20 protein-coding genes, 1 tRNA gene and 1 pseudogene are annotated in these 23,191 nt (G+C 72.2%); 17 read left to right on the top strand and 5 right to left on the bottom strand.

What is annotated here, in order from left to right:
* Window positions 1–114 precede the first annotated feature (114 nt).
* Window positions 115–2,634, top strand: coding sequence for a serine/threonine-protein kinase (locus P3T34_RS16650; RefSeq protein ID WP_280666810.1), 2,520 nt, complete (start codon window positions 115–117; stop codon window positions 2,632–2,634).
* 4 nt (window positions 2,635–2,638) lie between these two features.
* Here P3T34_RS16650 and galE read toward each other — a convergent pair whose 3' ends face one another.
* Complete coding sequence (galE, locus tag P3T34_RS16645; protein ID WP_280666809.1) at window positions 2,639–3,625, bottom strand: UDP-glucose 4-epimerase GalE; 987 nt, start codon at window positions 3,623–3,625, stop codon at window positions 2,639–2,641.
* Window positions 3,626–3,810: 185 nt separating this feature from the next.
* Here galE and P3T34_RS16640 point away from each other — a divergent pair, with 185 nt between their 5' ends.
* The gene (locus P3T34_RS16640) at window positions 3,811–4,953 is read left to right on the top strand and encodes a trypsin-like peptidase domain-containing protein (RefSeq protein WP_280666808.1); all 1,143 of its coding nucleotides are present in this window, start codon (window positions 3,811–3,813) and stop codon (window positions 4,951–4,953) included.
* Between the two features lie 76 nt (window positions 4,954–5,029).
* Here the strand turns inward: P3T34_RS16640 and P3T34_RS16635 are convergent, their stop codons facing one another.
* Window positions 5,030–6,250: a sensor histidine kinase gene (locus P3T34_RS16635; RefSeq protein WP_280666807.1), complete on the bottom strand. Its 1,221-nt coding sequence runs from the start codon at window positions 6,248–6,250 to the stop codon at window positions 5,030–5,032.
* Between the two features lie 320 nt (window positions 6,251–6,570).
* Between P3T34_RS16635 and P3T34_RS16630 the strand changes: the two genes are divergently transcribed.
* The 13 genes and pseudogenes from P3T34_RS16630 to P3T34_RS16570 all read left to right on the top strand — a co-directional run bounded on the left by P3T34_RS16630 (window position 6,571) and on the right by P3T34_RS16570 (window position 18,179).
* Entirely contained in the window at window positions 6,571–6,987 is a 417-nt protein-coding gene (locus P3T34_RS16630; protein ID WP_280666806.1) for an NADH-quinone oxidoreductase subunit A, read from the top strand.
* 53 nt (window positions 6,988–7,040) lie between these two features.
* Complete coding sequence (locus tag P3T34_RS16625; RefSeq protein ID WP_280672156.1) at window positions 7,041–7,619, top strand: NADH-quinone oxidoreductase subunit B family protein; 579 nt, start codon at window positions 7,041–7,043, stop codon at window positions 7,617–7,619.
* A 38-nt stretch (window positions 7,620–7,657) separates the two neighbouring features.
* Window positions 7,658–8,347: pseudogene (locus tag P3T34_RS16620) on the top strand (NADH-quinone oxidoreductase subunit C); the annotation flags it as partial.
* A gap of 140 nt (window positions 8,348–8,487) precedes the next feature.
* Complete coding sequence (gene nuoH, locus P3T34_RS16615; protein ID WP_280672154.1) at window positions 8,488–9,444, top strand: NADH-quinone oxidoreductase subunit NuoH; 957 nt, start codon at window positions 8,488–8,490, stop codon at window positions 9,442–9,444.
* A 50-nt stretch (window positions 9,445–9,494) separates the two neighbouring features.
* Window positions 9,495–9,995 (top strand): 4Fe-4S binding protein, encoded by a 501-nt coding sequence (locus P3T34_RS16610; protein WP_280672152.1) that lies wholly within the window; start codon window positions 9,495–9,497, stop codon window positions 9,993–9,995.
* On the top strand, window positions 9,992–10,639 hold the full coding sequence (locus tag P3T34_RS16605; RefSeq protein WP_280666805.1) for an NADH-quinone oxidoreductase subunit J: 648 nt from the start codon (window positions 9,992–9,994) through the stop codon (window positions 10,637–10,639). The genes P3T34_RS16610 and P3T34_RS16605 overlap by 4 nt, the downstream gene beginning before the upstream one ends.
* Window positions 10,640–10,645: 6 nt before the next feature.
* Window positions 10,646–11,005: an NADH-quinone oxidoreductase subunit NuoK gene (gene nuoK, locus P3T34_RS16600; RefSeq protein WP_280666804.1), complete on the top strand. Its 360-nt coding sequence runs from the start codon at window positions 10,646–10,648 to the stop codon at window positions 11,003–11,005.
* A complete protein-coding gene (locus P3T34_RS16595; RefSeq protein ID WP_280666803.1) occupies window positions 11,002–13,110 on the top strand; it encodes an NADH-quinone oxidoreductase subunit L in 2,109 nt (702 codons plus the stop codon). Before nuoK ends, P3T34_RS16595 begins: the two co-directional genes overlap by 4 nt.
* A 64-nt stretch (window positions 13,111–13,174) precedes the next feature.
* Complete coding sequence (locus P3T34_RS16590) at window positions 13,175–14,752, top strand: NADH-quinone oxidoreductase subunit M (protein WP_280666802.1); 1,578 nt, start codon at window positions 13,175–13,177, stop codon at window positions 14,750–14,752.
* A gap of 69 nt (window positions 14,753–14,821) precedes the next feature.
* Window positions 14,822–16,363 (top strand): NADH-quinone oxidoreductase subunit N, encoded by a 1,542-nt coding sequence (locus P3T34_RS16585; RefSeq protein WP_280672150.1) that lies wholly within the window; start codon window positions 14,822–14,824, stop codon window positions 16,361–16,363.
* A gap of 112 nt (window positions 16,364–16,475) precedes the next feature.
* Window positions 16,476–17,336 carry a zinc metalloprotease HtpX gene (gene htpX, locus P3T34_RS16580; RefSeq protein ID WP_280666801.1) on the top strand — a complete coding sequence of 287 codons (861 nt, stop codon included), beginning with the start codon at window positions 16,476–16,478 and terminating at the stop codon, window positions 17,334–17,336.
* A gap of 70 nt (window positions 17,337–17,406) precedes the next feature.
* Window positions 17,407–17,736, top strand: coding sequence for a YciI family protein (locus tag P3T34_RS16575; RefSeq protein WP_280666800.1), 330 nt, complete (start codon window positions 17,407–17,409; stop codon window positions 17,734–17,736).
* Between the two features lie 41 nt (window positions 17,737–17,777).
* Window positions 17,778–18,179 carry a YccF domain-containing protein gene (locus P3T34_RS16570; protein WP_280666799.1) on the top strand — a complete coding sequence of 134 codons (402 nt, stop codon included), beginning with the start codon at window positions 17,778–17,780 and terminating at the stop codon, window positions 18,177–18,179.
* A gap of 3 nt (window positions 18,180–18,182) precedes the next feature.
* Here P3T34_RS16570 and mug read toward each other — a convergent pair whose 3' ends face one another.
* The 3 genes from mug to P3T34_RS16555 all read right to left on the bottom strand — a co-directional run bounded on the left by mug (window position 18,183) and on the right by P3T34_RS16555 (window position 20,756).
* Window positions 18,183–18,734 (bottom strand): G/U mismatch-specific DNA glycosylase, encoded by a 552-nt coding sequence (mug, locus tag P3T34_RS16565; RefSeq protein WP_280666798.1) that lies wholly within the window; start codon window positions 18,732–18,734, stop codon window positions 18,183–18,185.
* A 19-nt stretch (window positions 18,735–18,753) separates the two neighbouring features.
* Window positions 18,754–19,827: a phosphatase PAP2 family protein gene (locus P3T34_RS16560; protein ID WP_280666797.1), complete on the bottom strand. Its 1,074-nt coding sequence runs from the start codon at window positions 19,825–19,827 to the stop codon at window positions 18,754–18,756.
* A 440-nt stretch (window positions 19,828–20,267) separates the two neighbouring features.
* On the bottom strand, window positions 20,268–20,756 hold the full coding sequence (locus tag P3T34_RS16555; RefSeq protein WP_280666796.1) for a YajQ family cyclic di-GMP-binding protein: 489 nt from the start codon (window positions 20,754–20,756) through the stop codon (window positions 20,268–20,270).
* Between the two features lie 201 nt (window positions 20,757–20,957).
* Here P3T34_RS16555 and P3T34_RS16550 point away from each other — a divergent pair.
* Window positions 20,958–21,038 (top strand) — tRNA-Tyr (locus P3T34_RS16550).
* Between the two features lie 245 nt (window positions 21,039–21,283).
* Entirely contained in the window at window positions 21,284–23,134 is a 1,851-nt protein-coding gene (locus P3T34_RS16545) for an APC family permease (RefSeq protein WP_280666795.1), read from the top strand.
* Window positions 23,135–23,191 lie beyond the last annotated feature (57 nt).

Below are 23,191 nucleotides of genomic sequence, written 5' to 3'. Positions count from 1 at the left end.
ACGCGACACGGGGACGGGCCCGGGCAGGGGGAGATTGGCTCAGACGCCGGGCGCATTGGAGAATCAACCTCGGCGCCCGATCGGGTGGCGTGCTGACGGGGAGGTGGCAGCGGAGTGGACCAGCTGACGGCGCAGGATCCGAGGCGGATCGGGCCCTTCGAGGTGCTCGGACGTCTGGGCGCCGGTGGGATGGGGCTGGTGTATCTGGCGCGCTCCGCGTCCGGCCGCCGGGTGGCGATCAAGACGGTGCGCGGCGAGCTGGCCGAGGACGAGCTGTTCCGGGTCCGCTTCGCCCGCGAGATCGCGGCCGCCAAGACGGTCGGCGGTTTCTACACCGCGGCCGTGGTGGAGGCCGACGCGGATGCCAGGGTGCCGTGGCTGGCCACCGCGTATGTGCCCGCGCCCTCGCTGGAGGAGCTGATCGGCGAGTGCGGGCCGCTGCCCGTGGATGCCGTGCGCTGGCTGGTGGCCGGGATCGCCGAGGCCCTGCAGTCCATCCACGCGGTCGGCCTGGTGCACCGTGACCTGAAACCGTCCAATGTGCTGGTGGTCGAGGACGGCCCGCGGGTGATCGACTTCGGCATCGCAGCCGGGGTCTCCAGCTCCCGGCTGACGATGACCAATGTCGCGGTCGGCACGCCCGCCTATATGTCGCCCGAGCAGGCCAAGGACAGCCGCAGTGTCACGGGCGCCAGCGACGTCTTCTCGCTCGGCTCGCTGCTGGTCTTCTGCGCCACCGGCCACCCGCCCTACCGCGGCGGCAACCCGGTGGAGACGGTGTTCAAGCTGCTGCGCGAGCAGCCCGACCTGTCCGGGCTGCCGGTCGAGCTGGTGGACCTGGTGCGCGCCTGCATGCGGCCGGCCGCCGAGCACCGGCCGACGCCCGCGCAGATCCAGGCGGAGCTGGCGCCGCATCTCTTCTCCCGGGACGACGCGGGCGAGGAGGTCGGGGAGTGGCTGCCGCCCAACGCGCTGGGCCTGATCGAGCAGCGCAAGCGCGGCCGCCGCCAGCCGCCCGCGCCCCCGGCGCCCGTCCGGGTGCCGCCCGCGCCGACCGTGCCGCCGGCCGTTCCCGCGCCGGTCGGTCCGCTGTCCGGCGGTCCGCTGCCGGTCGCCTCGGCGGTCGTCCCCGAGCCGTACCTCTCGGCGAACCCGGTGGCGGCGAACCCGGTACCGCCCGCGCCGGACGCCCGCTGGGGTGCGCCGAACGGGCAGCGCCGGCCGGAGGCGGTCGACCCGCGCACCGGCGAGCACGGCCCGCTCGGCCGTCCGCACCGGCCTCAGCCGCCCCGCGGGGTGGCGGAGGGCGAGGCGGCCACCGCCAAGCTGGGCGCGGCCCGCAGGCACCGCGGCGGCCCGGCCGCCGAGGAGATCCAGCTCTCCGGCGGGGCCTCGGTGCGGATAGGGCCCGGCCCGCAGGCGCATGGCGTCGAGCCGGCCCGGCCGCCGGGACCGGCGCCCGCCGAGACCGACTGGGTCCGCCGGGGCGGCACCCCGTCCGCGCCGCTGCCGGTCGTCGAGGCGCCGCAGGCCCGCTGGCGGCCCTGGCGGTTCCGGATGTCCAACGACGTCTGGGGCACCCCGCTGGTGGCCGACGGCACCCTCTTCATCTCCAGCTTCGAGGTGCACGCCCTCGACATCGGCTCGGGCCGGCGCCGCTACAAGACCCGGGACGTGGCCTGGGCGGTCGCCGTCGATGCCGGGCGGCTGCACGCCGCCGACGGCCCGCACCTCTACACGGTCGACGTCGCGGACGGCACCGAGCGCTGGCGGACCTCGCTGGACGGCTGGGTCTACTCGCTGGACGCTGCCGACGGTGTGCTCTGCTGCGGCCTGCGAGGCGGGGGCGTGCAGGTGCGCTCCAGCGCCAACGGCGCGGAGCTGTGGCGCGCCGACGACGCCCAGCAGGACTACGAGAACCCGCAGTCCGGTCCGGCCCTGGTGGCCGGCGCGGTCTACTACTACGGCGCCGGCCGACTGCGCTGCGTCGACCCGCGCAGCGGGCGGCTGCGCTGGACGGTGCCGGTCGGCGAGGACGTCCCGTCCCGGCCGGTCGCTCGGGCCGGGATGCTCTATGTGACCGCCGGGACCAGGGTCTACGCGCTGGATGCGGCGACCGGCGCCGAGCGCTGGCGGTTCGAGGCGCCGGTGGTGCTCTTCACCCCGCCGACGCTGGACGAGTCGCCCGCGCCCGCCGTCTACGTCGCCGACTACCTGGGCACCCTGTACGCGCTGGACGGTGCCTCGGGCCGGGTCCGCTGGCAGGGCCGCACCGCGAGCCGGCAGGGCGCCGAACCCGTGGTCGTGGCGGACGGCACCGCGCTGATCGCCAGCGGCGAGACGCTGTACGCCTTCGAGACGGCCAGCGGACGCGAGCTGTGGCGCTACGCGGCCCGCGGCGAGGTGGTCGGCGCGCCCGCGGTCGCCGACGGCCTGGTGCACCTGGGCAGTCGCGACCACTCCCTGCACACGGTGGAGCTGGCCAGCGGCCGGCTGCGCTGGGAGCTGGGCACCAAGGGCGAGCTGACCGGCTCCCCGGTGGCGGTCGGCGGGCGGGTCTTCGTGAGCAGCAAGGACCGCTGCGTCTACGCGCTGGACGCCCGCTACGGCACCGCCGTACCGGACCAGCGGTAGCCGCTCAGGCCCGACGGGCCTCGGGGTGGCGGGCGCACCAGCCCTCCCACGCCGAGGCCACCATCTCGCGCAGGCCGTGGCGGGCGTGCCAGCCCAGCTCGGCGGCGATCAGCTCGGCCGAGGCGACCACCCGGGCGGGGTCGCCGGCCCGGCGCGGGGCGAGCTCGCCGGTCGCGTCGTAGCCGGTGACCCGGCCCACGACGTCGAGCATCTCCCTGACCGAGACGCCCTCGCCGCGGCCGATGTTGAGCACCAGTGAGGTCCGCCCGACCGGGTCCTCGCCGAGCCGGCGGACCGCGGCGACGTGCGCGGAGGCGATGTCCGAGACGTGGATGAAGTCGCGTACGCAGGTGCCGTCCGGGGTGGGGTAGTCGGCGCCGAAGATCAGCGGGGCGCGGCCGGCCGCCAGCCGCTCGAAGACCATCGGGACCAGGTTGGAGGTCCCGGTGTCGGCGAGGGCGGGGGAGGCGGCGCCCGCGACGTTGAAGTAGCGCAGCGCGGCGGTCGACATCCCGTACGCCCGGCCCGCGGCGGCGACCAGCCACTCGCCGGCGAGCTTGGTCTCGCCGTACGGGTTCATCGGCAGGCACGGGGTGGACTCGGTGACCAGGTCGACGTCCGGCATGCCGTAGACGGCGGCGGAGGAGGAGAACAGGAAGCGCCTGACGCCGCCCTCGACGCAGGCCTCCAGGACGGTCTGCAGACCGGTGACGTTCTCCCGGTAGTAGTGCAGCGGCCGCTCGACCGACTCGCCGACCGCTTTGCGCGCCGCGAGGTGCAGCACGCCGGTGATCCGGTGCTCGCGGATCACCTTGTCGAGCGCCGCGCGGTCCAGACTCGACCCCTCCACCAGCGGGACGGTCTCGGGCAGCCGGGCGGCGTCGCCGCTGCTGAGGTCGTCCAGAACGGCGACCCGCTGCCCGTCCTCGAGCAACTGCCGCACCACGTGCCCACCGATGTAACCGGCGCCGCCGACGATCAGCCATGTCATGCGGGGATCGTAGAGGCGGATCGCCGCGGGCTGCCGCGCGGCACGGCGCGCCGCTGACCGAGAAAAGGACATAACGGTGAAATGCTGACAAAAGTCGGCCCAGTGCCCGGCTTTGGCGCGCCCCGGGCGCCCTCGGCCGCGGCGCCCGGGGCCGTCCCATGCGTTTGGAACCGGAGGCAGCTCAGGTGCATCCCACCAAGGACCACAACCGTCCGATCCCGGCCGGCCCGCGCCCCACCGGGCCGAAGGCGCTCCCCGCGCTGTCCGGTGCGGCGGTGCTGGCCGCCGTGCTGGCGGTCGGCGGTTGCAGCAGCAGTGCGCCGTCCACCTCGTCCACCGCCGCCTCGTCCTCCTCGTCCCCGTCCCCGTCCGGCGCGCCGGCGCCGACCACCAGCGACCAGCTGCAGAACGAGTACCAGCAGGTGATCGCCAACGTGCTGCCGTCGGTGGTGCAGATCACCACCGCCGCCGGTCTCGGCTCGGGGATCGTCTACGACGACAAGGGCGACATCGTCACCAACGCGCATGTGGTCGGCACGGCGACCAGCTTCGACGTCACCCTCGCCAACAGCACCACGACGCTGCCGGCCACCCTGGTCGGCAGCTACCCGGACGACGACCTCGCGGTGATCAAGCTGAGCAGCCCGCCCAACGGCCTGCGTCCCGCGACCTTCGGCAACAGCGCCAAGGTCGAGGTCGGCCAGATCACCCTGGCGATGGGCAGCCCGCTGGGCCTGTCCAGCAGCGTGACGGAGGGCATCGTCTCGGCCATCGCCCGGACCGTCTCCGAGCCCAGCGGCGGTGGCTCGCCCGGCGCGACCATCGGCAACATGGTGCAGACCTCGGCGGCGATCAACCCCGGCAACAGCGGCGGCGCCCTGGTGAACCTCTCCAGCCAGGTGATCGGCATCAACACGCTGGCCGCCGTCGACCAGGAGGCCAACGGCGGCGCCGCCCCCGGGATCGGCTTCGCGATCCCCAGCGCCACCATCACCAACATCGCCGACCAGCTGATCAAGACCGGCAAGGTCACCAACTCGGGCCGGGCGGCGCTCGGCATCACCGCGCGGACCTACTACGGCAGCGACTTCACACCGGCCGGTGCGGTGGTGGTCGGAGTCACGGCGGGCGGACCGGCGGCCTCGGCCGGGCTGCAGGCCGGTGACGTGATCACCCAGATCGGCACCACCCCGGTCACCTCGCTGAGCTCGCTGACCACGGCGCTGGCCTCGCTCAGCCCGGACAGCAAGGTCACCGTCACCTACCTGCGCGGCGGGCAGACCAAGACCGCCGACGTCACGCTGGGAACGCTCAGCGCCACCTCCTGACGTCCCCTCCCGCCGGTCCGGCGGCGGTGCACCGCGCAAGGGTCACCGCCGCCGGACCTCCTGCTGCCGGCACGTGCTACGGGCGGGCGGCACGGGTGCGCCAGGGCAGTTCGACGGTGACCGTGGTCGGGCCGCCCTCGGGGCTCTCGACCAGGAAGACCCCGTCCACCGCGCGGCACCGCTCGGCCAGGCCGGCGAGCCCGCCACCCGGCCGGAAGCCGCCGTCCGGCGCCACCGCACCGCCGCGCCCGTCGTCCGCGACCTGGAGCATCAGCCGGTCGGCGGAGCGCCAGGCGTCCACGGTGGCGCTGCGCGCGCCCGCGTGCTTCGAGGTGTTGGTGAGCAGCTCGCTGACAGTGAAGTAGGCGATGCCCTCGACGGCGGAGTCCGGGCGCTCGACCAGGCCGTCGGGGCCGGTCAGGTCCACCTGGACCCGCACGCCGCCCGGCACGGTGCAGCGCGCGGCCACGGCGGAGAGCGCCGCGCTCAGTCCGCGGTCCGTCAGCACCGCGGGGTGGATGCCGCGGGCGAGGTCGCGCAGCTCCTGCAGGGCGAGCTTGACCTCGCCGTGCGCGGAGTCGACCATCCTGGCGGCGGCCTGCTGCTCGGCCGTCAGCTCGGTGTCCAGCAGCTTCTCCTTGGCCAGGCCGAGATCCATGGCGAGCGCAACCAGCCGGGCCTGCGCGCCGTCATGCAGGTCGCGCTCGATCCGGCGCAGGTCGGCGGCGGCGGTGTCGACCACCGCGCCGCGGTCCTCCTCCAGCTCGCGCACCCGCTCGGTGAGCTCGCTCGGGCCGAGCAGCAGCTCGACCATCATGCGGTCGAAGGCGGCCAGGTAGCGGGCCACCCACGGGAGCACCGGCCAGCCGACGACCAGGCAGACCAGCGTCACGGTGAAGCTGACGACCCCCCACGGCATCATCAGCAGCGTGAAGAGCACCGAGCGCCAGCTCACCCCGTCGGTCAGCGAGGCGAGCACCCAGGCCGCGGGCCCGGGCTTGGCCGGCTTCAGCGGCGCGGGCTCCTCCACCACTGCGCCCAGCGCTCGGCGGGCCCGGAACCGGGCGAACGCTCCCAGTCGGCGGGAGCAGGCCAGCGCGCCGGCGGCCAGCGGCAGCCCGACCACCGTCACCGAGAGGCCCGCGCCCACGCTCAACGTCACCGCCGTGAAGACGAAGGAGGCGATGCCGATCGGCAGGTTGAGCAGCAGGTGCTGCACCTCGCGCCACAGCTGCGCGCCGTACAGCGGTCCGCGTTCGCGCTGCTGCTTGCCGGGCTGGTCGCGCTGGGGCTTCATGGTCGGCGGTCCGTCCTGGGGGGTGGGGCGGGCGGGGTGGTGGTGCTGGGGTATCAGCTTGGCGCGGTCAGGGGGCCGGTCGCACGGGGGCTGGGGCCCCTTTTCCTCGGGGGATAACCCCACCTCGCACACGCGTAACGGCATGCTGGGGAGGGCAGCGGTGTCCACGAGGCGTCTTACGGGCCGGGCAGGGTGTGGGTGTGATCGGGCCGGGGACTTAGACTCACGGCTGAGCGAGGTTATGGAAGTGTAAAGACGTGCGGTGATCCGGGCCCCAGCAGGCCCCGGAAGCACGGCACGGCGGATCTGGAGGCGAACGCATGGAGGGGCCCTTGGCCGCTGCCGTCGCGGCCGATCCTGCGGCGGGGAGTGGCTATTTCGACGCATATGCGGCGGTTGGCCTGCTCGCTGTGGTCGGCGTGCTCTTCGTCATGGTGAGCTTCACGGCGAACCGGCTGCTGCGCCCGGCGATCTGGTCGCCGGAGAAGCTGCTGACCTACGAGTGCGGCGTGGACCCGGTCGGCGAGGGGTGGGCGCACACCCAGGTCCGCTACTACGTCTATGCCTTCCTCTACGTGATCTTCGCGGTCGACGCGATCTACCTGTTCCCGTGGGCGACGGTGTTCGCCAGCGCGGGATACGGCATGGGCACCCTGGTCGAGATGTTCATCTTCCTGGGCTTCCTCGCGGTCGGGCTGCTCTACGCCTGGAAGAAGGGCGTTCTGGAATGGACGTGACGCACTCCCACTCGCACGCGCACGGTTCTTCGGACGGGCCGGTCCCGCTCGGCATGCCCGACGCCTCGCGGCCGGGGGCCGGCGAGCTCGCCGAGCGTCGGCTCGGACCGTTGGCCCGGCTCGCGCCGGACCCGGTCAAGGTGGTGCTCAACTGGGGTCGCCGCTACAGCCTCTGGTGCTTCAACTTCGGGCTGGCCTGCTGCGCGATCGAGTTCATCGCGGCCTCGATGGCCAAACACGACTTCATCCGGATGGGTGTGATCCCGTTCGCGCCCGGCCCGCGTCAGGCTGATCTGATGATCGTCTCGGGCACGGTGACGGACAAGATGGCGCCCGCCGTGAAGCGGCTCTACGAGCAGATGCCGGAGCCGAAGTACGTCATCTCCTTCGGTGCCTGCTCCAACTCGGGCGGACCGTACTGGGACTCGTACTCGGTGACCAAGGGCGTCGACCAGATCATCCCGGTGGACGTCTACGTGCCCGGCTGCCCGCCGCGGCCGGAGGCGCTGATGCAGGGGATCCTCAAGCTGCAGGAGAAGATCGCGGCCGAGTCGCTGGCGGAGCGCTACACGGGCCCGTCGGCCGGCGCCCTGCGGCGACCGCTGGTGCCGGGGCCGGGGGGTGCGCAGTGAGCGGCGCATGGGGCGATGTCGAGCAGACCGCGGCCGCGATCGGGCCGTGGGCGACGGTCGCGCAGGCGTACGAGCTGGTGACGGTCGACGTGCCGGCCGAGCACTGGATCGAGGCGCTGACCGCTGCCCGGGACACCCTCGGTCTTGGCTACTTCGACTGGCTGAGCGCGGTGGACGAGCTCGGCGAGGGCTTCTCGGTCGCGGTGCACCTGGCGGCCGCCGGGGACGGCTCCGCCGTGCGGCACCTGCTGCTGCGCACCCGGGTACCGCGTGAGGGCGCGTCGCTGCCGACGGCCGCGGGCGTGTACGCCGGGGCCGGGTGGCACGAGCGGGAGACGCACGAGATGTTCGGGATCGGCTTCGAGGGCCACCCGCACCTGGTGACGCTGCTGCTGCCGGACGGCTTCGAGGGCCACCCGCTGCGCAAGGAGTTCGTGCTCGCGGCCCGGGTCGCCAAGGCCTGGCCGGGCGCGAAGGAACCGGGCGAGAGCGAGGGGGACGGTCCGGCGCGGCGCAAGATGCAGCCGGCCGGGGTGCCGGACCCGAACGAGTGGGGCCCCTTGAAGGGGACGCTGCCGCCGGTCGCGGAGCGGCCCGCGCGCGGTGCGCGGGCTCCGCGCGCGGGAGCCGGTGCGGAGGGTGCGCCCGCGGTGCGGGCGGACCGGCCGCGGCGTACCCGCAGCATCGCGGAGGGTTCGACCAGCCAGGCGGCTCCCACCGAGGCTCCGGTCTCGGACGCGCCGTGGCACTCGCCGGTGCCCGCGCGCGAGCCGGCGCCGGCGCCATCGCCGCAGCCCGAAGCTGAGCCCCAGAAGTCGGCCGAGCCGACGTCCGACACCAGCTCGCAGGACGGAGACAGCGCGTGAACCTGCTCGACACACTGCTGCGCTGCGTCGCCGTCCTGGTCGTCTTCCTCACCTTCCCGCTGATCATCGGTCAGACCGAGCACAAGGTGATGGCCCATATGCAGGGCCGGCTCGGCCCGATGTACGCGGGCGGGTTCCACGGCTGGGCGCAGCTCGTCGCCGACGGCGTGAAGTTCGCGCAGAAGGAGGACATCGTCCCGGCCGGGGCCGACCGGCGGATCTTCCAGCTGGCACCGGCCGTCTCGCTGCTGCCGTACCTGATCGTGTTGCTGGTGATCCCGGTGGGCCCCGACGGCTTCGTCGGGCAGTCGGTGGATGCCGGGATCTTCTTCGTGCTCGCCGTGATGGGCATCGGGGTGATCGGCAAGCTGATGGCGGGCTGGTCCTCCGCCAACAAGTACTCGCTGCTCGGCGGCCTGCGCGCGGCGGCCCAGCTGATGTCGTACGAGCTGCCGATGGTGCTCGCCGCCGCCTCCGTGGCGATGGCGGCCGGCACGCTCTCGCTGCCCGGGATCGTCCACGCCTTCCACTGGTGGTGGCTGCCGTGGCAGGCGATCGGCGCGTTCGTCTTCTTCACGGCCGGCCTGGCCGAGCTGCAGCGCCCGCCGTTCGACATGCCGGTCGCCGACTCCGAGATCATCTTCGGCGCGTACACCGAGTACACCGGCCTGCGCTTCGCGTTCTTCCTGCTCTCCGAGTACGCGGGCATCCTGGTGGTCAGCGCGCTGACCACCGTGCTGTTCCTCGGCGGGTGGCACGGTCCGCTGTCCGACAGCCTCGGCTGGCTCTGGACGATCCTCAAGACCTTCGCGCTCGCCTTCGTGGTGATCTGGCTGCGGGTCACCTACCCGCGCCTGCGCGAGGACCAGTTGATGAAGTTCGCCTGGACCGTCCTCGTCCCGCTCGCGCTCGTCCAGCTCGCCCTGACCGGCATCATCAAGGTGGCGATCTCCCAGTGAACCTCCCCGGCTCCGGCCTGGCCAAGGGCCTCGCCGTCACCCTGCGGACGATGACGAAGAAGACCGTCACCGCGCAGTACCCCGAGGTGCAGCCGCACCTGCCCCCGCGCAGTCGGGGCGTGATCGGGCTGCTGGAGGAGAACTGCACGGTCTGCATGCTCTGCGCCCGGGAGTGCCCGGACTGGTGCATCTACATCGACTCGCACAAGGAGACCCTCCCCGCGGTCGACCCGAACGCGCGCGCCCGCACCCGCAATGTGCTGGACCGTTTCGCCATCGACTTCTCGCTCTGCATGTACTGCGGGATCTGCATCGAGGTCTGCCCGTTCGACGCGCTCTTCTGGTCCCCGGAGTTCGAGTACGCGGAGACCGACATCCTGGAGCTGACCCACGAGCGGGACAAGCTGCGCGAGTGGATGTGGACCGTGCCAGCCCCGCCCGCGCTGGACCCGGCGGCCGAGGAGCCCAAGGAGATCGCCGCGGCGCGCAAGGCCGCGGACAAGCTGGCTGCCGCCGCCGCTGCCGCATCCACCGGGGGTGAGGACGCGTGAGCTTCCTCGCCGCCGCGGGCTCCCTCACGCCCGCGACCAGGGGTTTCCTCTCCCCGACCGGGGTCGAGATCGTCTTCGTCCTGGTCGGCCTCGCCGTGCTGGGCGCCGCCGTCATCTCGGTGAGCACCAAGCAACTGGTGCACGCCGCGCTCTGGCTGGTCGTCGCCCTCGGCGGCCTGGCGATCGAGTTCCTGCTGCTCACGGCCGAGTTCGTGGCCTGGGTGCAGGTGCTGATCTACCTCGGCTCGGTGGTGGTGCTGGTGCTCTTCGGCCTGATGCTCACCAAGGCGCCGATCGGCCGTTCGCCGGACGCCGACTCGGGCAACCGCTGGGTGGCCCTGCTGGTCGCGCTGGCCGCCGCGGGGACGCTGGTGACGCTGGTCGTGGACGCGTTCCGGACCTCCTGGATCGACCTGGGCGCGGGCGGCGGCAGCGCCGCCGTGACCGGGGCGAGCCTGTTCCGCACCTGGGTGCTGCCCTTCGAGGCGCTCTCCGTGCTGCTGCTGGCCGCGCTGGTCGGGGCGATCGTGCTGTCGCGCTCGCGGCAGTCCGGCGAGGCCAAGCCGCGGGCCGGCAAGCTGCGGGCCGGCAAGCCGGTCGGCGCCGTCCGTCATCCTGCAGTCTCCTCCGAGCGGGAGAGCTGACCGCCGATGCACCTCGCCTACCCCGCCGTCCTCGCCGCGCTGCTCTTCAGCGTCGGTGTCTACGGCGTCCTCGCCCGGCGCAACGCCGTCCTGGTGCTGATGTCCGTCGAGCTGATGCTCAACGCCGTCAACCTCAACCTCATCGCCTTCGACGCCTGGCTGCGCGACGCGCTGCACGCCGGGCAGGCGCTCACCCTCTTCACCATCACCATCGCCGCCGCCGAGATCGGCCTCGGTCTCGCCATCGTCCTGATGGTCTTCCGGACCGGGGGCACGGCGGACATCGACAAGCTGACCGCGCTCGGCGACCGGGTCGCCGAGCGCCACGACACCGACGACGCGTCGAAGGGCCAAGCCGTCTCGTGAACACCGCCCTCCCCGTGCTCGTCCCCGCGCTGCCCGCGCTCGGCGCCGCCGCCCTCTTCGCCACCGGCCGCCGCGCACCGGGGTTCGCCCGACCGCTGGCGATCGTGCCGGTCGTGCTGTCGGCCGTGCTGGCGCTGGTGACGGCGCTGCAGCTCGGCACCGGCCGCACCCTGGACATCGCCACCCGGCTGACCCCGACCGGCGGCCCCGACATCTCGCTCGCGATCCACCTGGACGGCTACACCTCGCTGGTGACCGTGCTGGTCGGGCTGGTCGCCAGCTGCGTGCAGATCTACTCGACGGCCTATCTGCGCGACGACCCGCGCTACCCCTCGTACGCGGCGCTGGTCTCGCTCTTCACCGCCGCGATGTTCCTGGTGGTGTACTCCGGCGACCTGATCGTGCTGCTGGTCGGCTGGGAGATCATGGGCATCTGCTCGTATTTCCTGATCGGCCACCACTGGGAGACGGCGGACGCCCGGTCGGCCTCGCTGAAGGCGTTCCTGGTCACCAAGCTCGGCGATGTGCCCTTCCTGTTCGGGCTCTTCCTGCTCGGCTCCGACGCCGGGACGTTCCGGATCAGCGGCGTGCTGGCCGCGGCGGCCGACGGGCGGCTCAGCCACCCGACGCTGATCGCACTGCTGCTGCTCGGCGGAGTGGCCGGCAAGAGCGCGCAGTTCCCGCTGCACAACTGGCTCCCGGACGCGATGGCCGGCCCGACGCCGGTCTCCGCGCTGATCCACGCCGCCACCATGGTCGCGGCCGGCATCTACCTGGTCGCCCGCCTGCTGCCGGTCTTCCTGCTGTCGGGCGCCGCGCTGGTGGTGCTCGCGGTGATGGCCGCCGTGACGATGATCGGATCGGCACTCTGCGCGCTCGCGCAGGACGACATCAAGCGGGTGCTCGCCTACTCCACGGTCGGCCAGCTCGGCTACATGGCCGGCGCGCTGGCCGCCGGCGACCGCGAGGCGGCGCTGTTCCACCTGGTCAGCCATGGTGCGTTCAAGGCGCTGCTGTTCCTGGCCGCGGGCGTGCTGATCCACGCCGCGCACACCAACTCGCTCTCCGCGATGTCCCGGATGCCCTGGCTGGCCCAGCGCGTCCCGGACGCGCGCTGGACGCTCGGCATCGGCCTGGTGGCGCTGGTCGGGCTGCCGCCGTTCTCCGGCTTCTTCAGCAAGGAGTCCGTCTTCGCGGCCGCCGAGCACGCCGCCCAGGGCGACGCGCTGACCAACGGTGTCGGCGCCGCCTCCGGCGTGCCGCAGGCGGCCGGCTGGATCGTGCTGATCGCGGCCGCGGTCACCGCGCTGCTCACGGCGGCGTACGCGACCCGGCTCTGGCTGCTGGCCTTCCCGCCGCGCGGCGCCGCCATCGCCCCCGCCGACACCGCCGTCCCGCGCGGTGCCGCCGACGAGGGGCATGCCGCCGCGCTCGCCGACACCGGCGAGGACCTGCCGGTCGCCGCGCCCGCCGTCGCGACCGCACCCTCGGTGCACACCGCCGAGCCGGCCGCGATGCGCTGGACGCTGTGGGTGCTGGCGGTCCCGGCGATGGCTTTCGGCATCGCCGGACTGCGACCGGAGTGGCTGCCCGCCCTGTTGGACGGCGGCTCGCTGCGGCCGACCCTGGCCACCGCCGTGATCGGCACCGGCCTGGCGGTGGCCGGTGTGCTGATCTCCTGGGCCGCCTGGCGGACCGTCACCAGCCGCGCCGCCCGGGCCCGACTGGCCGAGGCCGAGCGGGTCCCGGAACAGGGCACCGCGCCGCACGCCGAGTCGCTCGCGCCGGCGCCGGCGCCGCAGTCCACGGAGGCCGTCGACCCGGGCCGGTTGCTGCTCGGACCGCTCTACGGACCGGCCCAGCACGGCTTCGGCGTCGACCGGCTCTACGACCGGCTCTTTGTGGGCCCGACCCTCGGCGCCGCTCGGCTGGTCCGCTTCCTGGACCGCGAGGTCGTCGAGGGCTATGTGCAGGGCGCCGGGGGTGGCGCCCGGATGCTCGGCTGGGCCGTGCGGCGCGCCCAGAGCGGCAACGCGCAGACCTACCTCAGCGCGCTGCTCGCGGGCGTGGTGCTGATCGCCGTCTTCGTGGCGGTCGGCACATGACCCAGCTGCGACTCCACCTCCTCCTCGCCAACCCGTCCACCGCAGCACGCCCAGGGAGCCCCCGATGAACGCGGTCCTCATCGCCCTCCTGGTGCTGCCGCTGCTCGGCGCCGCCCTGACGCTGGCACCGGCCACCGTCTTCGGCGCCGAAACCGCGACCCAGGAGAAGCGCGCGCTGCGGTTCGGCGCGCTGGTCACCGGACTGGTGCTCGCGCTGACCGTGGCGCTGGCGGCCGGCTTCGACCGCGCGCACTCCAGCCGGATGCAGGCGGTCACCGACACCGCGTGGATCCCGTCCATCGGGGTCCGCTTCCACCTCGGGGTCGACGGCATCTCGCTGCCGCTGCTGGTGCTCACCGCGCTGCTCACCTTCCTCTGCGCGGTGTACTCCACCAGGCGGCTGCCGGACGGACCGGCCAGTGGGGGGCAACAGAGTCCGTCCGCCCGGGTCTTCGTCGGACTGCTGCTGCTGCTCGAAGTCGGCATGCTCTCCACCTTCGTGGTGCTCGACCTGCTGCTCTTCTTCCTGGCCTTCGAGATCGTGCTGATCCCGATGTATTTCCTGATCGCCCGGTGGGGGAGCGGGGCCAAGACGGCCTCGGCCAACCGGTTCATCCTCTACACGCTGCTCGGCTCCGCCGTGATGCTGCTCGGCTTCCTGCTGATCGGTCTGAAGGCGGGCACCTTCGACATGACGGCGCTGGCCGCCGCGCACGGCCACGGCCTCTCGCACACCACCCAGGTGCTGGCGGCGCTGGCGATCGGCCTCGGCCTGGCGGTCAAGGCGCCCGCCTGGCCGCTGCACAGCTGGCTGCCGGACGCGCACACCTCGGCCCCGACCGTCGGCTCGGTGCTGCTCGCCGGTGTGCTGCTCAAGATGGGCACGTACGGTCTGGTCAGGGTCCTCCTCCCGGTGGTGCCGCAGGGTGCGGCGACCCTCGCCCCGTACCTCGGGGCGCTCGCCGCCGTCGGCGTCGTCTACGGCTCGCTGGCCTGTCTGGCCCTCGCCCGCCCGGGCAGCAAGGGCGATCTCAAGCGGCTGATCGCCTTCTCCTCGGTCGGCCACATGGGCTTTGTGCTCCTCGGCATCGCCTCCCTCACTCCGGTGGGTGTCAATGGCGCGCTCTTCGCGAACATCGCCCACGGTCTGATCACCGGTCTGCTCTTCTTCCTGGTGGGTGCCCTCAAGGACCGCTACGGCACGGCGGACCTGGACACCCTCGCGGGTGCCACCGGCGCCGCGCTCTACGGCCGGGCACCGCGGATCGGCGCACTGCTCGCCTTCGCCGCCGTGGCCAGCCTGGGCCTGCCCGGGCTGGCGGGCTTCTGGGGCGAGGTGCTCGCGATGTTCGGCGCGTTCGACCCCGCCGCCGGGCTGTCCCGCCCCGCGTTCGTCACGTACATGGTGCTGGCCGGTCTGGGCACCCTCCTGACTGCCGCTTATCTGCTGATCGTGGTGCGCCGGGTCTGCATGGGAGACCCCAAGCAGCCCGCCCTGGTGTCGGACATCGCGGACCTGCGCCCGTACGAAGCCGTCAGCTGGACGCCGCTGGCCGCGCTGACGCTGGTCGCCGGCCTCTGGCCGGCCCTGCTGCTGGGTCTCTCCAACCCGGCCGTGAAGCACCTCCTCGGGGGTGGCTGACCGATGATCAGCTCCGTGTCCGCGCTCGTGTCCGTCGCCGCCGGCCACCAACTCCTGGGGCAGCCCGCCGTGAATTCGACCCTCCTCGCTGTGAGCAACCCCGGTGGCCTGATCCAGTCCGTCGACTGGGTGGCCATCGCCCCGCCGCTGATCGCCGCCCTGACGGCGATCGGCGTTCTGCTCGCCGACCTCTTCCTGCCGGTCCGACGGAAGAAGCTGCTCGGCCCGCTCGCCGCGGCCGGCCTGGCGCTGGCCCTGCTCGCCCTCCTCCCACTGACGGATGGTCACCCTCGGTCCACCTTCTGTGTACCGAACGTAACAGGCGCCACTGACAACGCGGGCTGCAGCTATGTCGCCGACCACTTCACGCTGGTCTTCCAGCTGCTCGCGCTGGGCGGCGCGCTGATCGCCGCGCTGCTGTCGCTGCACACCGTCGAGGAGCAGGAGCTGCCCTCCGGCGAGTACTGGTTCCTGCTGCTCAGCAGCGCCACCGGAGCCGCGCTGCTGCCCGCCTCGCGCGACCTGGCGACCCTGGTGGTGGCGCTGGAGGTGGTCTCGCTGCCGTCCTTCGCGCTGGTCGGCCTCAAGCGCGACGGGCGCGGCGGCGAGGCGGCGCTGAAGTTCTTCCTCTCCTCGGTGACCGCGACGGCCGCGATGCTGCTCGGCGTCAGCTTCGTCTACGCCGCCACCGGCAGCCTGCACCTGTCCGCCATCGCCGACGGCCTCGCGCACACGCCGGGGCAGCTCAAGCCGCTGGCCGAGGCCGGAGCCGCGCTGACCCTGGTCGGGTTCGCCTTCAAGGTGGCCGCCGTCCCGTTCCACTTCTGGGTGCCCGACACCTACACCGGCGCCCCGCTGCCGGTGGCCGGCTACCTCTCGGTGGTCGGCAAGGCGGCCGGCTTCGCGGGTCTTGCGCTGGTCACCAGCATCGCGTTCCGCCCCTACGGCCACACCTGGGGCCTGCTGCTGGCCGTGCTGGCCGCCGTCACCATGACGGCCGGCAATGTCGCGGCACTGCGCCAGCGCTCGGACACCGCGCACGGCGCCGTCCGCCTGCTGGCCTGGTCCTCGGTGGCCCAGGCGGGATACCTGCTGGTGCCGCTGGCCGCGGCCGGCTACGCCGGGACAGCGCACCCGCTGGGCGCCACCGTCGCGTACGCGCTGATCTACGGTCTGGTCAACCTCGGCGCCTTCGGGGTGGCCGCGGTGGTCGGCCGGACCAGCCCCGCCAACCGGCTGGACGACTACCAGGGCCTCTTCGCCCGCCGCCGCTGGGCGGCGCTGGCGCTGGCCTTCTTCCTGCTCTGCCTGGCGGGCCTGCCGCCGGGCGTGGTCGGGCTCTTCGGCAAGGTGGTGGTCTTCCGCGCCGCGGTGGACGCCGGCCTCGGCTGGCTGGCCGTGGTGATGGCGGCCAATGTGGTGATCGCGCTGTACTACTACCTCCAGTGGACGGCCAAGCTCTTCGCCGCACCGGCCGCCTCGGTGCTGCCCGACGAGCGCCGGCTGCCCGCCTCGCTCAGTGCCACACTGGCGCTCACCGCGGTCGGTGCGGTGGTGCTCTCGGTGGCCCCGCAGCTGGTGATCCAGGTGGTCAGCGGCTCGCTGTTCTGACCGAGGAGGTCCGCCCGGGGGCGTGAAGGGAACCAGGACCAGGCGTCCCTCCGTTGACCGGACAGAGGGATGTGAGCAGAGGCTTCCCACCGCACCACTTGGAGGGTCTGCCGTGCATCGCCAGCACAACGGGTTGAGAACGGCCGTCCTGCTCGGCACGCTGTCAGCACTGATCCTGCTGGTCGGCAGCCTGTTCGGGCGGACGGGGCTGATCATCGGCCTGCTGGTCGCGCTCGGTACCAACGGCTACGCGTACTGGAACAGCGACAAGCTCGCCCTGCGGGCGATGCGCGCCCGCCCGGTCAGTGAGATCGAGGCCCCCCGGCTGTACCGGATCGTCCGCGAGCTCTCCACCAGCGCCCGGCAGCCGATGCCCCGGCTCTACATCTCCCCGACGCCCGCGCCGAACGCCTTCGCCACCGGGCGCAACCCGCGCAACGCCGCCGTCTGCTGCACCGACGGCATCCTGCAACTGCTGGACGAGCGGGAGCTGCGCGGCGTCATCGGCCATGAGCTGAGCCATGTCTACAACCGCGACATCCTGATCTCGTCGGTGGCCGGAGCGCTGGCCTCGGTGATCATGTTCCTGGTGAATTTCGCCTGGCTGATCCCGTTCGGCCGCGACGAGGACGACGACGGACCCGGGCTCATCGGCACACTTGCCATTCTGATCCTGGGCCCGCTCGCCGCAATGCTCATCCAGATGGCCGTCAGCCGGTCCCGGGAGTACCAGGCGGACGCCGACGGCGCCCGGATCACCGGGGACCCGCTCGCCCTCGCCAGCGCCCTGCGCAAGCTGGACGCGGGCACCCAGCGTCTGCCGCTGCCGCCCGAGCCGCAGCTCCAGACGGCCAGCCACATGATGATCGCCAGCCCGTTCCGCCCGGGCGAGGCGGGCACCCGGCTGTTCTCCACGCACCCGCCGATGGACGAGCGGATCGCGCGGCTGGAGCGGATGGCCGGGCGCCCGTAGCGCGGGGCGCGGGTACTACTGTCCTCCACGACGCGGACGGTCCGCGGAGCAGACGCCAACGGAGGTCGATGTGTTCGTCGTGACCCTCACCTACACCGTGCCGCTGGAGCGGATCGACGAGCTGGTGCCCGAGCACGTCGCCTGGCTGGAGACCCAGTACGAGGCCGGCGCCTTCCTGGCGTCAGGCCGCCGGGTGCCGCGCACCGGCGGAGTGATCCTGGCCCGCGCCGAGAGCCCGGCCGCCCTGGACGCGATCCTCGCCGGCGACCCGTTCGCCCGCGCCGGGGTGGCCACGTACCAGGTGACCGAGTTCCTCCCCAGCATGACCGCACCCGAGCTCACCGCCCTGACGGCGCCCGCGCTGGTCGAACGCCGCGACGCGCGTCCTGGCGGCGCCTGACGGTCCGGGCAGGCGACCTGAGGACGTGGGAGGCTTGGAGCATGAAGGTGCTCAGCTTTGTGCTCAACGTGATCTGGCTGGTCTTCTGCGGCATCTGGATGGCCATTGCCTATGCCATTGCGGGAATCGTCTGCTGCATCCTGATTATTACGATTCCGTTTGGCATTGCGAGTTTCCGTATTGCCGGCTATGTGCTGTGGCCGTTCGGGCGCACGACGGTCGAGCGGCCGGACGCCGGGGCGCCGTCGTGCGTCGGCAATGTGATCTGGGTGGTGTTCGCGGGGTGGTGGCTCGCGCTGGCGCATATCGCGACGAGCATTCCGCTGTTTGTGTCGATCATCGGGATCCCGTTCGGCTGGGCGAACCTGAAGATGATCCCGATCTCGCTGATGCCGCTCGGCCGCGAGGTGGTCTCGACGGACGAGAAGTTCGGCGGACGCTGACGCCTAGCCGATCGCCTCACGCAGCGTGCGGAACTCGGCCGCCAGCGTGGTGGGCGTGTAGTGCGCGTTCAGGCCGCTCGGGTTCGGCAGGACCCAGACCTCGGTGTCGCCCAGCCCGTCCGGCTGGCGGCCCACCGTGGTGCGCGGCCTGCCGAAGGCCGTCCGGTACGCCCCGATGCCCAGGACCGCCAGCACCTGCGGCCGCAGCCGGGCCACCCGCTCGGTCAGCGCCGCGCCGCCCGCGCGGAACTCGTCCGCGGTGAGCTCGTCCGCCTTGGCGGTGGCGCGGGCGACCACGTTGGTGATGCCCAGGCCCAGCGCGAGCAGTTCCCGCTGCTCGTCCGGGCGCAGCTGGCGGGGCGTGAAGCCGGAGCGGTGCAGGGCGGGCCAGAAGCGGTTGCCGGGCCGCGCGAAGTGGTGACCGGTCGCCCCTGACCAGAGCCCGGGGTTGATGCCGCAGAACAGCACGCGCAGCCCGGGGGCGGTGATATCGGGAATGGTCGCGTCGCGGGCGGCGGCGAGTTGCTCTGCGCTGGGGCGGGAGGAAGTCTGCACGGAGCCAGTCTGCCCCGGGTCAGATCCTGGCCTTCGCCGGTCGGGTGACCTGGTCGTCCTGGTCCTCAGGACGCTGCGCCGCCTTGCGCTCGGCGCGCAGTCGGGCCCGGCGGTCGAGCAGGCGGGTGAGGCCGAAGTAGATCACGGCGGTGTAGGTCCAGCCCGCCAGGATGTCGACCACGAAGTGCTCGCCGCCGTAGACCAGGGTGAATGCCATCGCCAGCGGATAGGCGACCAGCACGATCCGCACCCAGCGGTTGGAGACCGGCCAGAAGAACAGCGCCAGCAGCATCGGGTACGCGGCGTGCAGCGAGGGCATCGCGGCCACGTCGTTGTCGAAGCGGCTGCCGTTCTCGAAGAGCGATCCGGCGCGCGGCAGGCCGCTCTGGTTCAGCACGTCCTGGACGATCCGGGCGATGGCCGGCAGGTGCCCGTTCTGCGCCGTGAGCCACGGCGGGTCGGCGGGGTAGAGGACGTACGTGGCGAACGCTGCGAAGGTGAGCGCCAGGTAGAGCGCCACCAGGCGGGTGAACCGCTCGTGGCGCTTGCGCCAGAGCACCGCCATGACGACGAAGACCGCGAAGAAATGCGACATGTAGACCGTGGTGGCCAGGTAGTCGTACCAGTGCAGGTGACCGGGTGTGTACAGCAGGTGCTGCAGCCGGACCGTCCAGACCTGCCCGCCGCCGACGACCTTGTCGAACGCCACCTGCGGTGCCCAGTGCACGGCCCACGGCGTGTGCGAGCCGTAGCCGCGCAGCAACGAGTACGCCCAGACCGCCGCCATCACCGGTACCCAGTCGCGGAGCACGCGCAACCAGCCGAAGCGGTTGCCGCTGTGCACCGCGGCGGCTATCAGCGCGCCGATCAGCCAGACGAAGACCAGGTCGTTGTTGTACGGGAGACCGTTGTCGTTGACGTAGCGCCACAGCGCGACGAGGTAGATCGGCCACGCCAGCAGACGCAGGTACTGGGCCTTGGCCCGTACCGCGCTCAGATGAGTCCGCCAGTCCGTGCTCCGGGGAGCGGCATGCGGCGCCTCGGAGCGCGGCGTGTCGGCGGTGGGCCGTGCGGAGTGGAACAGGCTGGTCACCGGTGGCGTCCCCTTCGCGAGGTCAGGTCGGTCAAGCCGGGTCAACGTAGCAGCGCAATCTTTAAGAATCACTGAGTGCGGAAGGACTTCTTTCGCACTGCGCTGGGTCCGGCAAGTACCGTCGTGCTCTGCGGTCTGCCCGGGTGGGTCGGAGGCCGCACACCAAAAACTCAGAAAACCGCTCCGAGCAAGTGGTCCGTTGGGTCAGCTGGTGGTCATGCACCGGGCACAGATTCGTCCCTTCACGGTTTCTGCCGCTCGGGTCCCCGGGATCTCCACCTCCCCCACCTCTCGCCTGCCCATTCGACCCCGCCGCAATCCTTGCCGGCCCGTCGGCTCAGCGGACGTACAGGTACGAACGCAAAGGGTGAGGGCGCCGCGATTGCGACGCCCTCACCCGTGCCCTGCTGGGCCGCCCTCGGCGGCCGCTACCGGCTGGCTCAGCGGTAGTTCACGAACTGGAGTGCGAAGTCCAGGTCCTTGCCCTTGAGCAGGGCCTGCACCTCCTGCAGGTCGTCCCGGCTCTTGGACGAGACGCGCAGCTCCTCGCCCTGGATCTGCGCCTTGACGCCCTTGGGGCCCTCGTCGCGGATGATCTTCGAGACCTTCTTGGCGTTGTCCTGGGAGATGCCCTCCTGGATCGTCGCGAAGATCTTGTACTCCTTGCCGGACAGCTGCGGCTCGCCGGCGTCCAGCGCCTTCAGCGAGATGCCGCGGTTGATCAGCTTGGTCTGCAGCACGTCGAGGATCGCCTTGACCCGCTCCTCGCCGCTGGCCTTCATCTCGATCTTGTCACCCGTCCAGCCGATGTACGCCCCGACGTTCTTGAAGTCGTAGCGGCTGGCGAGCTCGCGGGAGGTCTGGTTGATCGCGTTGTCGACCTCCTGCTTCTCGACCTTCGAGACGATGTCGAAACTGGAGTCGGCCATCTGTGGTGGTCTCCTTGCGGTGTCGGCGGCACTGTCGGCGCCCCGCCGGATGCGGAGCGGTCACGGGCCCAGCCTATCCAGCGGCACCGCCCGCCGACCCTTTGATCATCAGGTGACCAATCGAGTGGCGGAGCACCCCCAGTCATCAGGTATCGTTTACGACGTCGAACGGGGCGCGAGCCTCCGCGAGACAAACATCCTGGCTGGTTGCCCGAGCGGCCAAAGGGAGCAGACTGTAAATCTGCCGCGCAAGCTACGCAGGTTCGAACCCTGCACCAGCCACAGGATATGAGACCGGCCCCGAACCGTGGAAACGCGGTTCGGGGCCGGTCTTCTTTGTGCCCGGGGCTCTGAACTGGCATGGAAGGGCGGACGGTCGTTCGTGCTCTGGCCGGGCGGCGGTTGACGCGGGGTCAAGGAGGCGTCAAGGATGCCGGGCGCGGCGTATCGAACGTGTAGGGCAGGTTGGCACGGGTGGGCGTCGTGGAGACGATTCGAGCAGTTTGCCGACCACGGAGGTTAGTCAGATGTCCCCCTCGCCGCTCGCGGCCCTCGCCGAGCCTCCTGATACCGGGCTGCCTGCCAAGAAGGCCAAGGAGAACGACAAGCTCTCCGCGTTCGGGGGCCTGGCCGCGCTGTCGCTGGACGCGATGGCGTCGGTGGCGTACGGGCCGGAGTCGATCGTTCTGGTGCTGGCCGCGGCAGGCAGCTACGGGTTGGGGTTCACGCTGCCGGTGACGGCGGCGATCGCTTTGCTGCTGGCGGTGCTGACGGCCTCGTACCGGCAGGTGATCGCGGCGTTTCCGGACGGCGGCGGGTCGTACGCGGTGGCCAAGGCGTACCTGGGGCGGCGGACCGCGCTCACGGCGGCGGCTTCGCTGATCGTCGACTACATCTTGAACGTGGCGGTCTCGGTGACGGCCGGGGTGGCCGCGCTGACCTCGGCGTTTCCGAACCTCTACGACGACCGGGTGTGGCTCTGCCTGGCGGTGCTGGTGGTGGTCACGCTGGTCAACCTGCGCGGGATCGCCGAGTCGGCTCGCTGGTTCATGGCGCCGACCGCGGTCTTCGTCCTCTCGATCATGGCGATCATCGTGATCGGGCTCTTCCGCTCCGCGCCGGCCAGTACGGCGGCCGCCGCCGGGCACGCCTCGGCGCTGGCCCAGAACGCCACCGGCGTCGGCGCGCTGCTGCTGCTCAAGGCCTTCGCCTCCGGTTGCTCGGCGCTGACCGGGGTGGAGGCGGTGGCCAACGCGGTGCCGTCGTTCCGGACGCCGCGGGTCAAGCGGGCGCAGAACACCGAGATCGCGCTCGGCGCGGTGCTCGGGGTGATGCTGGTCGGGCTGGCCGTGCTGATCGGCCGATTCCACCTCCAGCCGGTGCAGGGCGTCACGGTGCTCGCCCAGCTGGCGGACGCCTCGCTGGGGCATGGATTCGGCTTCTACCTGGTGCAGTTCTCCACCGTGCTGCTGCTCGCGCTGGCGGCGAACACCTCGTTCGGCGGGCTGCCGGTGCTGCTGCGGCTGCTGGCCCGCGACAACCACCTGCCGCATGTCTTCGCGCTGCGGGCCGACCACCAGGTGCACCGGCACGGCGTGCTGTTCCTTGCGGGTGTCTCGGCGGTGCTGCTGATCGGCTCGGGCGGGGACGTCAACAGCCTGGTGCCGCTCTTCTCGATCGGCGTCTTCGTCGGCTTCACGATCTGCCAGGTCGGCATGGTGAAGCACTGGTTGACGGAGCGCGGGGCCGGCTGGCGCGGCCGGGCGCTGCTGAACGGCTTCGGCGCGCTGCTGACCGGGGTGGCCACCCTGGTGGTGACCGGGACCAAGTTCACCGAGGGCGCCTGGGGCATCGTGGTCGCGCTGCCGCTGCTGGTGCTGCTCTTCGAGCTGATCCACCGGGCGTACGGGCGGATCGGCGCGCGCCTTGAGCTCGGCCGGATCCCCGGGCCGGTGACGCGTCAGCGTTCGCTGGTGGTGGTGCCGGTGATGTCGATCTCGCGGCTGACCAGGGAGGCGCTGTCGGCGGCCGTCTCGCTCGGCGACGAGGTCCTCGCGGTGACCGTGGTGCACAGCGATCCGGACGCCGAGGACCGCCAGGCCACCGAGGCGCTGCGCCGGGACTGGGAGCTGTGGCAGCCGGGCGTGCCGCTGCTGGAGGCCCCTGACGCGCACCGACGACTGGGCCGGCCGCTGGTCGCCTTCGTCAACGAGCTCGGCACCGAGCACGCGTACGACCGGATCACCGTGCTGATCGCGGAGGTCGAGCCGGTGCACCTCTGGCAGCGGGCGCTGCAGAACCAGCGCGGGGCGCTGATCGACCGGGCGCTGCGGCAGGGCACGGACGCGGTGGTCTGCCGTCTGCGGTTGCGGATGTAGCACCGAAAGTCGATCTGAACCCCTCTGGCCTGCGGAAATCCGCAGCCGGGTGGGCGG

It is taken from the genome of Kitasatospora sp. MAP12-44 (genome assembly GCF_029892095.1).
Classification (GTDB): domain Bacteria; phylum Actinomycetota; class Actinomycetes; order Streptomycetales; family Streptomycetaceae; genus Kitasatospora.
This window is presented reverse-complemented; position numbering and strand designations above follow the sequence as displayed.